General features: G+C 30.3%; 2 protein-coding genes. Both read left to right on the top strand.

Annotation, left to right across the window (positions count from 1 at the left end; all coding sequences use genetic code 11):
- The first annotated feature begins 141 nt into the window (after window positions 1–141).
- On the top strand, window positions 142–1,692 hold the full coding sequence (gene istA / locus B2694_RS17135) for an IS21 family transposase (RefSeq protein WP_346886783.1): 1,551 nt from the start codon (window positions 142–144) through the stop codon (window positions 1,690–1,692).
- A 12-nt stretch (window positions 1,693–1,704) separates the two neighbouring features.
- Window positions 1,705–2,469, top strand: coding sequence for an IS21-like element helper ATPase IstB (gene istB / locus B2694_RS17130; protein ID WP_346886782.1), 765 nt, complete (start codon window positions 1,705–1,707; stop codon window positions 2,467–2,469).
- Window positions 2,470–2,583 lie beyond the last annotated feature (114 nt).

The following is a 2,583-nucleotide window of genomic DNA, read 5'->3' as shown; positions in this document are numbered from 1 at the left end:
AAGTGCATCACAACTTAATGGTGTTTAGCACAGACTAATACTATACCAATAAATAATTAAAACTTCTTCCACCTAGTATTTTACAAACTGATTATACACATACTATTTGTTGATAATATGGATATAAGAGGTTGTGTGAAGGTGATTACATTGAATGATAAACAAGAAATTATAATAAGTTATTTAAAGGAAAATTTGTCACAGAGGGAGATATATCGTAAGACTGGCATAGCCAGAGATACCATTAGAAAATATGTACGCGAGTATGAAAATAAAGCCCAACAATTAGGCTACTCATTGACTGGTGTAGATAAAGTAGACTTGATTGAAGATATTACAAAAGCGCCTAAATATAAGTCTTCTGAAAGAACTAAAACAGCAATTACCGATGAGGTGTTAGATAAGCTTAAAACTTTCTTGAAAGAGAATGAAACCAAAAGATTAACAGGATTCTCTAAACAACAGATGAAGAAAATTGATATGTATGAATCTCTTAACAAAGATGGCTTTAATGTTAGCTATTCATCTATCGTAAATTCTGTAAATAAACTTGAAAAGAAAAGGAAGGAAGCATACATACGCCAAGAATATATACCTGGAGATGTAGTTGAATTTGATTTTGGAACAGTTAAATTATACACAGAGGATAACGTCTTAAGAGAGTATCAATTAGCTGTATTTACAAGTGCTTATTCTAACTTCAGATGGGCTAGATTATTCCCAAGACAAAATACAGCATGCTTTTTAGAGGCTCACGCTCATTTCTTTGATGAAATAAAGGGAGCATTTAGAACGGTTGTATATGATAATACACGAGTTGCAGTTAAAAAATTTATTGGTAGATCGGATAAAGAACCAACAGAAGCATTATTAAAACTGTCGCTATATTATAAATTTAATTATAGATTTTGTAATGCATATAGTGGCAATGAAAAAGGTCATGTGGAAAGAAGTGTTGAAATCATAAGAAGGAAAGCCTTTCAGAAGGTAAACTTTTCATCGCTAGCTGACGCTAATAATCACTTAATTGATATTCTAAAAGAAATTAATTCTAAGTGCCCTTTTGGAAAAGATAAAACAGCTTATGAGTTACTAGAAGAAGAACAAATTAATCTTTTACCTAATATGCCATTGTATGAAACATCTACAACCGTACAAGTACGAGTAAGTAAGTATTCAACAATTATGGTTGAGTCATCACAATATTCAGTACCTGATACCTATGTCGATAGACTATTGCGATGTAAAGTCTATACTAATAAGATATTAGTTTTTGATGATATAGAAAAAGTAGCAGAGCATGATAAAATTGTTGGTTTTAACAAGTGGAAAATAGATATATCTCACTATACCTATACATTATTTAGAAAGCCGAAGGCACTTATAAACAGTACTGCATTTACTCAAATGGATGATGTTCTTAAAGATATCTACAAGCACTACTTTAGTGGAAAAGAAAAAGAATTTATACTTTTGCTAAATTGTGTTGGTAAGTATGGTCTTTCATCTGTGGATAAGGCAATAAGTTATTTGAAAGAAACTTGTCCATCCAATATAAGTGTAGACAAGATAGAATTTGTATGTTGTAGAAATGATGACAGCAAGTTAGTTTATCTAGCTGATTATAAAGATGAAATTACAACTAATTCAGTAAACATGATGAATCAATTTAATGATTTATTAAATGATTAAGGATGTGAAAACATGGTATTAGACTCATATTTAACACAAGCTAAAAATTATGCTTCAGAATTAAAATTAAATGTAATGAAATCAGCTCTTGAAGAAACTATTGATGATGCTCAAAATAATAACTTAAGCTATGAAGAATTTCTTTGTAGATTACTCCAAAAGGAGCATGATATTAGAAACTATAATTTAATACAAAGCAGAATAAAAACAGCTGCATTTCCTTATAAAAAATACTTTGAAGACTTGGAGATAGATTCTCTACCACAAGATGCTCAAAATAAACTTAAGCATCTAAGTAGCTTAAAGTTTATTGAAGAAGGCCAAAATGTAATTTTAGCTGGCAATCCTGGTACTGGTAAAACGCATATAGCAATTGCCCTTGGAATAAAAGCTTGTTTAGAAGAATATAAAGTATTATTTGCAACTGTACCACTTTTTATTACACAATTAAAGGAATTAAAATCTTCCAAATCCCTACGGGGTTTTCAAAACAAATTAGCTAAATATGATTTGGTCATACTTGATGAATTTGGATACATTTCTTCTGATAAAGAGGGGGCGGAGCTATTGTTTACTAACATATCCATTAGAACTGGGTCCAAATCTACGATACTAACTACTAATCTCGCTTTTGATAGATGGAATGAAATTTTAGGAGACCCTGTAATGACAGCTGCGTTAACCGATAGGTTGACTTATAAATCTTTTGTTATTAATATGAATGGAAATTCTTATAGGTTAAAAGAAACAAAAGCTTGGCTTAAAACACTAAACTAAAACTTACTAAAATATACGTATGAAAAATTATACATTTGCGGGTGGAAGAATTTTTAGCTGTAATTTGGAAGAGAAGTTATGTATAAAATACAAATGGTAATGACAGTTGATAAG

It is taken from the genome of Clostridium sp. UBA4395 (assembly GCF_002390995.1).
In the GTDB taxonomy this organism is placed as follows: Bacteria; Bacillota; Clostridia; order Clostridiales; family Clostridiaceae; genus Clostridium_J; species Clostridium_J sulfidigenes.
The sequence above is the reverse complement of the archived record's forward strand: the minus strand, read 5'-3'. Positions and strand labels throughout refer to the sequence as shown.

Excerpts from the sequence above, each read along its gene's own strand:
- istB (WP_346886782.1), top strand. The coding sequence starts at position 1,705 with ATGGTATTAGACTCATATTTAACACAAGCTAAAAATTATGCTTCAGAA.